At 75.7% G+C, this 6,599-nt stretch carries 7 protein-coding genes and 1 pseudogene; 5 read left to right on the top strand and 3 right to left on the bottom strand.

Features of this window, described 5'->3' with window-relative positions; translation table 11 throughout:
- On the top strand, positions 1-346 hold a 346-nt coding region (locus tag ICW40_RS20805), incomplete at its 5' end, for a sirohydrochlorin chelatase (protein ID WP_374199136.1).
- A 64-nt stretch (positions 347-410) separates the two neighbouring features.
- Here the strand turns inward: ICW40_RS20805 and ICW40_RS21455 are convergent.
- Positions 411-1,886 (bottom strand): annotated as a pseudogene (locus ICW40_RS21455) (diguanylate cyclase domain-containing protein); the annotation flags it as partial.
- 147 nt (positions 1,887-2,033) lie between these two features.
- Positions 2,034-2,897 (bottom strand): CPBP family intramembrane glutamic endopeptidase, encoded by an 864-nt coding sequence (locus ICW40_RS06845; RefSeq protein WP_374199137.1) that lies wholly within the window; start codon positions 2,895-2,897, stop codon positions 2,034-2,036.
- Positions 2,898-2,995: 98 nt separating this feature from the next.
- Between ICW40_RS06845 and ICW40_RS06850 the strand changes: the two genes are divergently transcribed.
- Genes ICW40_RS06850 through ICW40_RS06865 form a run of 4 tightly spaced genes read left to right on the top strand, consistent with a single transcriptional unit; the run spans position 2,996 to position 5,803 of the window.
- The gene (locus tag ICW40_RS06850) at positions 2,996-3,709 is read left to right on the top strand and encodes a hypothetical protein (protein WP_221653085.1); all 714 of its coding nucleotides are present in this window, start codon (positions 2,996-2,998) and stop codon (positions 3,707-3,709) included.
- Between the two features lie 47 nt (positions 3,710-3,756).
- Complete coding sequence (locus tag ICW40_RS06855; RefSeq protein WP_221653090.1) at positions 3,757-4,032, top strand: transcriptional regulator; 276 nt, start codon at positions 3,757-3,759, stop codon at positions 4,030-4,032.
- Complete coding sequence (locus ICW40_RS06860) at positions 4,029-5,054, top strand: ABC transporter ATP-binding protein (protein ID WP_221653086.1); 1,026 nt, start codon at positions 4,029-4,031, stop codon at positions 5,052-5,054. The genes ICW40_RS06855 and ICW40_RS06860 overlap by 4 nt, the downstream gene beginning before the upstream one ends.
- Complete coding sequence (locus tag ICW40_RS06865; RefSeq protein WP_221653087.1) at positions 5,051-5,803, top strand: ABC transporter permease; 753 nt, start codon at positions 5,051-5,053, stop codon at positions 5,801-5,803. Before ICW40_RS06860 ends, ICW40_RS06865 begins: the two co-directional genes overlap by 4 nt.
- Before the next feature lie 86 nt (positions 5,804-5,889).
- On the opposite strand, the gene ICW40_RS06870 is transcribed toward ICW40_RS06865, so the two are convergent.
- The coding region (locus tag ICW40_RS06870; protein WP_221653088.1) for an HAD-IC family P-type ATPase at positions 5,890-6,599 on the bottom strand (710 nt) is incomplete at its 5' end.

Raw genomic sequence — 6,599 nt, forward strand, 5'->3', positions numbered from 1 at the left:
CGTCGGACGCGTGGTCGCGGCGCTGGCCGAGCGCCGGGGCGGCGACGTGAGTGTGGGCTACGGCTCGGGGTGCGACCCGAGGGTCCCGGCCGCCGTCGCGGCCGCGCGCGAGCGCCTCGAGCGCGCGGGCTCGGGCGGTCGGGTCGTGGTCGCCTCCTACCTGCTCGCGCCGGGGTACTTCCACGACCGCCTCGCCGAGGCGGGCGCCGACGCCGTCACGGACCCGCTGGGCGCTCATCGCCGCGTCGTGCAGATCGTCCTGGACCGTCACCTGGAGGCGGTGACGGCGGCGTCCGCGTCGCTGCCCCGGTTCCCGGTGCACCGCCTCCCGGCCCCGGTGCGCTGACCGGCCCGCCGGCGGGCACGAGCGTCGCCGGCGCGGGGGGTCGCAGGTCGCCGTCGCGCCGCGCGTTCTTGACCCGGTACATCGCCGCGTCCGCGGCGGCGAAGAGCGCCGCCGGGTGGACGCCGGGGTCGAACGCGAGGGCTGCGCCGATGCTCGCCTCGACGTCGACGAGCGTCCGGTCGAGGTGCACGGGCTGGCCGACGGCGGTCGCGAGCCGCTCCGTGACGACCGCGACCTGGTCGGGGCCGGTGACCTCGGTGAGCACGGCGCAGAACTCGTCCCCGCCGAGGCGGGCGAGGTGGTCGTGCGAGCGCAGCCCCGCGGCGAGGCGCTGGGAGACCACGACGAGGAGCCGGTCGCCCATCGCGTGGCCGTAGGTGTCGTTGACGGCCTTGAACCGGTCGAGGTCGATGAACAGCACCGCGATGCCCGCGCCCGGGGTCGCCTGGGCCAGGAGCGCTTCCAGGCGGCGCATGAGCTCGCCGCGGTTGGGCAGCCGGGTCAGGTCGTCGTGCGCTGCGGCGTGCGCGAGCGCGTCGGAGGCCAGCAGCCGGTCCGTCACGTCCCGCTGCTCGACCACGAGCCCGTCGACGAGGGGGTCGTCGAGCAGGTGCAGGGTCCACTCGAACCAGCGCCGCTCACCGCTCGCGAGCACCACGAGCACGTCGAAGCCGGCGCGCGTCCCGGGTCCGCGGGCGAGCACGTCGTCAAGCCGCTCGGTCACCGCCGCGCGGTGCTCGACGTCCACGAGGTCGACGAGCGGGCGTCCCAGCAGGGCGTCGGGCGTGTATCCGAGCGCGCGCTGGACCGCCGGGCTCACGTAGGTCAGCCGGCCGGCGGCGTCGCTCACGGACAGCACGTCCGTCGAGGAGTCCATGAGCGCCTGGAGCCGCGCGTCGGCGCGCGCGAGCGCCGCCTGGGACCGCTCGCGCTCCGCGATCGACGTGGCGACGTTCCAGATGCTCAGCATCGCGACCGCGAACAGCCATCCGGCGCCCAGGTGGCTGCGGTCCTCCTCCACCACGGTCGGCACGAGGCCGGCGTGGACGCCGAGCTGGCCGACGGTCGTGAACACGACCGTGACGAGGGCGGCGAGGGGCCACGTGCGGCTGCCCGAGCGCTGCAGGATGACGACGGTCGCGAGCACCGCGGCGCCCGGCAGCAGCATGCTCCAGCCCGACGTCCACGTCCCGGCCGCGAAGATCCCGAAGGCGATGACGAGCCGGAGGAGCGGCCGGTTGTCCAGCCGGCCGGAGCCGAGGCGCAGCTGCACGGGCAGCGTCGCGACCAGCACGGCCACGACGCAGAGCAGGGCCAGGACCCACGGGACGCCGTGCACGAGGTCCTCGGCCTGCAGCGCCGCGATGCCGGGGGTCGCCACGAGCATCCAGACGACGGCGCCGACGGCGGCGAGGGCGCGGCGCGCTCCGACGCCGGTCAGGGGTGCGTCGGACGGGACGCCCACGGGGGCCGGGACGCCGGCGTCCGGTGCGCGCGCTGCAGCGTCGCGCGAGCGCGCGCGGTGCCGGCCCGGCTCCATGTCTCCCCGATCGGATCGCCCGGTCGGCGCTGGCGCTGCACGCCGCCGGGGTGGTGCGCCCAGTGTGGCCCCGGGTGGCGGGCCGGGCGACCGAACGGGGCGGCGGCGGTCCGGGTGCGAGCGCGTGCGGGCCAGCGTGTCACCCGGTCAGTCCACGCCGAGCCACTCCAGCCAGGCGTCGGGCAGCACCGCGAAGCCGACGAACGAGACGACGTCGAGCACCGTGTGCGCGACGACGAGCGGCATGACGCGCCGGGTGCGCACGTAGTAGAGCGCGAAGAGCACGCCCATGACCACGTTGCCCGCCGCCATCCCGGGGCCCTGGTACAGGTGGTAGGAGCCGCGCAGGAGCGAGCTCGCGACGATCATCGCGGGCACGCCCCAGCGCAGGGCCCGGAGCCGCTCGAGCAGGTAGCCGACGGCGACGACCTCCTCGAGCAGCGCGTTCTGGAGCGCGGAGAGCAGCAGCACCGGCACGGCCCACCAGTAGGGGGCCAGCCCGGACGGGTTGATGTCGACCGTGAGCCCGAGCGCGCGGGTGGCGAGGTAGAGGCCGAGGCCCGGGATGCCGATCACGGCCGCCAGGCCGAGCCCCGCGGCGAGGTCACGGCCGGGGCGCGCGCCGTCGAGCCCGATGGTCCGGACGGCGCTGCGGCCGTGGGCCGAGAGGAGGTAGAGCGCGAGCGCCACGGGCACGAGCGCGAAGCCGATGCCCACGAGCTGGTAGGTCAGGTCGAGGTAGGGGCGGGCCGACTGCTGGGGGTTGAGCGTCGTGGACTGCTGCGCGAGCGGCACGTCGCGCGTGAGGCGGTCCCACAGGCGCAGCAGCGCGTACACGCCCGACTGGCCGAGCGAGAGCCCGAGCACGATCCACACCTCGGCGCCGAGGCGCCGTCGGGCGAGGCGCTCGGCGGCGCCGACCGGTGCTGCGTCGCTCGGCGATGCGTCCCGGTCGTCGTGCGCCGCCGCGGCCGAGGCGTCGTCGGGTCCGGCGGGGTGGCGGGCGGGCACCGCCACAACGTACCCGCGGACCCTTGACGCCGGCGCCCGGGTGCGTCATGCTCGCAAAGCACTTTGCAACGCAAACTAGTTGGTGAGGAGCCGGCACGGTGACCACCACCCCGACGGAGGCGACCATGACCGAGCACGGCGCAGGGCCGGCGCACGACCGCTCGCCCCACGACGACGGGCCGGACGACGACGCGCCGCTCGACCCGGAGCTCGTCGCGCAGATCGTCGCCGACCAGCGCGCGCGCGTGCGCTCGGCGATCGACGTCGAGGCGCGCGTCCTGTTCGGCGCCTGGGGCGTCGCGTGGCTGCTCGGCTTCGGCGCCCTGTGGGTCGCCGAGAGCCAGGAGGCGGCGCCCTTCGGCGAGGGGGTCGCGCTCGCGGTGTTCGGGGCGCTCCTCCTCGCGGCGGGCGGCGTCACGGCCTGGCACCTGACGGTCCGCACCCGCGGCGTGCACGGCACGTCGGCGGTGCAGGGCGCGATGTACGGCTGGACGTGGTTCGTCACGTTCCTCGGCGTCTTCGCCCTCCCGCAGGCGCTGGAGCGCGCGGGCGCGAGCGGCGACGTGCAGACGACCGTCATGACCGTCGTGCCGGCGCTCGTCGTCGGCGCCCTCTACATGGCGGGCGGCGCGATGTGGGGCGACCGCACCCAGTTCACGCTCGGCGCCGGCATCGGCGTCGTCACGGCCGTCGCCGCGCTCGTCGGCCTGCCGCACATGCTCGGCGTCATGGCCGTGGCGGGCGGCGGCGGCATGCTCCTCACGGCGGGCGTCGACGCGGTGCGTCGGCGCCGGGGCGGCGGGCGGGCGTGAAGGCCGAGCTCGACCCCGTCATCCACAGCCAGGCGCGGCTGCGGATCATGACCACCCTGACCGCGCTGCCCGTCGGCGACCGGCTGACGTTCCCGCGCCTGCAGAGCCTGCTCGACACGACGGCAGGCAACCTCTCGACCCACCTGCGCAGGCTCGAGGAGGCCGGCTACGTGACGGTCACCAAGGGCCACCAGGGTCGCGTGCCCTCGACGCACGTCGAGGCGACCCGTGCCGGCCGGCGTGCCTTCGAGGACTACGTCGGCCGGCTCACCGAGCTGCTCACACCGCCCACCGGCGGCACATCCACCACGGAGGACCGATGATCTCCACCCCAGCCGTACCGCCGGCACAGCCGGCGCGCCGTGCACCCCAGGTACCGCCCGTCCCCGGGCCCGCCGGGTCGACGGCGTCCGACGCGCCCGTGCTCGAGGCCGTCGGCGTGACCCGGCGCTTCGGCCCGACCGTGGCGCTCGACGACGTCTCGCTCGCCGTCCACCCCGGTGAGCTCGTGGGCCTGCTCGGACCCAACGGCGCGGGCAAGACGACGCTGCTGAGCCTCGTCACCGGGCTGCGCCGGCCGGACTCCGGCGTCGTCCGGCTCTTCGGCGGCGACCCGCGCGACCCGGCGAACCGCACGTCGCTCGGCACCACGCCCCAGGAGACCGGGCTCCCGGCCACGCTCACCGTGGGCGAGGTGACGGACTTCGTCGCGGGCCACTACCCCGACCCGATGACGCGGGGGGAGGTGCTCGAGCGGTTCGGGCTCACCGACCTCGTCCGGCGCCAGACCGGCGGGCTCTCGGGCGGGCAGAAGCGCCGGCTCGCGGTCGCGCTCGCGCTCGTCGGCCGGCCGCGGCTCGTGGTGCTCGACGAGCCGACGACGGGCCTCGACGTCGAGGCGCGCCACTCGCTGTGGCAGGCGCTGCGCGACTACCACGCCGACGGCGCCGCGGTCGTGGTGACGAGCCACTACCTCGAGGAGATCGAGGCCCTCGCGCGGCGCGTCGTCGTCATCGGCGGCGGCCGCGTGCTCGTCGACGACACCCTCTCCGCCGTGATCGACCGGGTGTCCCTGCGCCGCGTCACCGTGACGCTCCCGGGTGCCGACGAGGCCGCGGTGCGGGCGCTGCCCGGCGTGAGCGACCTCACCCGCGACGGCGACCGGTTCGAGATCCTCGCGTCCGACGCGGACGCGCTCGTGCGGTCCGTCGCCACGCTGCCGTTCCAGGGCATCGAGGTGCGCGGCGCCTCGCTCGAGGAGGCGTTCCTCGCGCTCACCGCGGGCCCGTCCGCCGCGGGCGCGACCACCCCGACCAGCCCGACCACCCAGGAGGTGTCGGCATGAGCACGCTCCAGCTCGCCGCGCTGCACACGAAGTACCAGGTCCTCGAGACCCTGCGCGTCCCGGTCGCCGTCATCGGCAACCTCATGTTCCCCGCGCTCGCGATGTTCTTCTTCGTCGTGCCGCAGCAGAGCGTCGCGGGCAATCCAATCGCGGCCACGGCCGCCGTCGGGCAGCTCGCGATGTTCGCGGTCATGTCCACGTGCATGTTCACGTTCGGGGTCGGCGCTGCCGAGGACCGGGCCCTGCCGTTCGACCCGTACGTCCGCACCCTGCCGGCCGGGCCGGCGCCCCGCATGATCGGCCGGATGCTCACGGGCGGGTTCTTCGCGTTCCTCGGGCTCGTGCCCCTCGTGCTCATCGGGTGGCTGTTCACCGAGGCGACCGTCACGCCGGGCCGGTTCGGCCTCGCCCTGCTCGTCGTCGTGGGCGTCGCGCTGCCGTTCCTCGGGCTCGGGCTGGGCATCGGCTACTCGACGAGCGCCAAGGCCGCGATCGCGGTGGTCCAGGTGATCCTGTTCCCCATCGCGTTCGCGGGCGGGCTCTTCATGCCGCCGCAGATCTTCCCGGACTGGCTCGACTCGATCTCGCAGGTGCTGCCCAGCCGCGCCGGTCGCGACCTGCTCGTCGAGACCCTCACGGGCGTCGAGGCGTACGCCGCGGCCCTGCCCGTGCTGCTCGGCTGGGGCGTCCTCTTCACGGCGTTCGCGCTGTGGGCGTACCGCCGCGACGAGGGCCGCCGCTTCCGCTGAGGGTGCCGGACGATCCGCGCACGACGGAGGCCGGGTGGTGGGGTGCGTCCCCACCACCCGGCCTCGGTGCGTCGCGCCCGTCAGGTTCAGCCCGCGCGGCGCAGGCGGAGCGAGTTCGCCACGACGAGCACCGAGCTGAACGCCATCGCGGCGCCGGCGATCATCGGGTTGAGGAACCCCAGCGCCGCGAGCGGGATCGCCGCGACGTTGTAGGCGAAGGCCCAGAACAGGTTCTGCTTGATCACGCGCAGCGTGCGCCGCGAGAGCCGCACCGCCTGCCCGGCCGACCGCAGGTCGCCGCGCACGAGCGTGATGTCCGCCGCCTGCATCGCGACGTCGGTCCCCGTGCCCATCGCGAGCCCGAGGTCCGCCTGCGCGAGCGCGGCGGCGTCGTTCACGCCGTCCCCGACCATCGCGACCACGCGGCCCTCGCCCTGCAGGCGCTGCACGACGGCGACCTTGTCCGCGGGCAGGACCTCGGCGACGACGTCGTCGATCCCCACCTCGGCGGCGACCGTGCGCGCCGCGCCCGCGTTGTCACCCGTGAGCAGCACGGGCCGCAGGCCGAGCGCGCGAAGCTCGCGGATCGCCTCGGCCGACGTCGGCTTCACCGGGTCGCGCAGCACGAGCACACCCCGCGCGCCGCCGTTCCACGCCGCCATGACCGCGGTCGCCCCGCCGGTCTCCGCCGCGGCGAAGCGCTCGTCGAGCGCCGACGTGTCGACGCCGTGCTCGCGCAGCCACGCGGGCCGCCCGACCAGGACGCGCCGCGCCATGCCGAGGCCGCTGTGCGCCG

It is taken from the genome of Actinotalea ferrariae (genome assembly GCF_019733465.1).
Lineage (GTDB): Bacteria > Actinomycetota > Actinomycetes > Actinomycetales > Cellulomonadaceae > Actinotalea > Actinotalea ferrariae_A.

Bases quoted from the DNA above. Each gene is read 5' to 3' on its own strand.
- ICW40_RS06855 (WP_221653090.1), top strand. From the start codon at position 3,757: ATGACCACCCTGACCGCGCTGCCCGTCGGCGACCGGCTGACGTTCCCG.
- ICW40_RS06860 (WP_221653086.1), top strand. From the start codon at position 4,029: ATGATCTCCACCCCAGCCGTACCGCCGGCACAGCCGGCGCGCCGTGCA.
- ICW40_RS06865 (WP_221653087.1), top strand. From the start codon at position 5,051: ATGAGCACGCTCCAGCTCGCCGCGCTGCACACGAAGTACCAGGTCCTC.